The sequence below is a fragment of the Pseudoxanthomonas japonensis genome, assembly GCF_010093445.1.
Lineage (GTDB): Bacteria > Pseudomonadota > Gammaproteobacteria > Xanthomonadales > Xanthomonadaceae > Pseudoxanthomonas_A > Pseudoxanthomonas_A japonensis.
Window position 1 is genome coordinate 1 of record NZ_PDWW01000062.1, and the last position, 730, is coordinate 730.

The following is a 730-nucleotide window of genomic DNA, read 5'->3' on the forward strand; positions in this document are numbered from 1 at the left end:
GGTAATCCCATCCCATGTCGATGTCGACATTGCTGTCGATGGTGCTGTTCCTCTCGAACGTGTCGCTGTACGAGGTATCCATGTCGTGGGTAGCGGTCGTCGTCCGGTCGAACGAATCGCTGTAGGACGTATCCACGTCGTGGGCGATGGTGGTGTCGCGATCGAACGAGTCGCTGTACGACAGGTCCATGGCCTTGGTCACGTCCGAGGTGTATGACGTGTCGACCGTGTTGTTCACATCGGAGGTATACGAAGTATCGACCGTATTGTCGACCGTATTGGTGACAGCGGAGGTGTAGGCCTTGTCTACCGTCGAGGTGTAGGACTTGGTCTTGCTGAGGTTCGTATCGACGTTGGTATCGACGTCAGTATCGATCGTGGGGTTGGTCGTCCAGTTGTTGACGATGTTGTTGTCGATGGTGGTTTCGGCATTGGCCGATGTCGCGGCGGCGATCGCCACGGCAAGCACGGTCCACTTGATGTTCCTTTTCATGGTGTCCTCTCTCTCTTGCTTTTCAGGTTGGTAGGATTACCGCCTCACGGACCGGGCGAAATCGACAGCAACAGCTGGTTGCCGGTTTCATTGGAAAAAAAACTACATAGCACATCTGCTGCCGCTCCACGGATGTGCGCAGCCGCATGAGAGCACTCGTCCATCCATCGTGCGTGTACCCTCCATCGGCTCCGTTAGTCGGACGCGCCACGCTGGCTACGTACGCGACACAACCTA

1 protein-coding gene is annotated in these 730 nt (G+C 56.2%); it reads right to left on the minus strand.

The genetic code is table 11. The annotated features are described in order from the left end of the window. A partial coding sequence (locus CSC78_RS18765; protein ID WP_202924226.1) for a hypothetical protein occupies positions 1-493 on the minus strand: 493 nt, incomplete at its 3' end. Between the last annotated feature and the right edge of the window lie 237 nt (positions 494-730).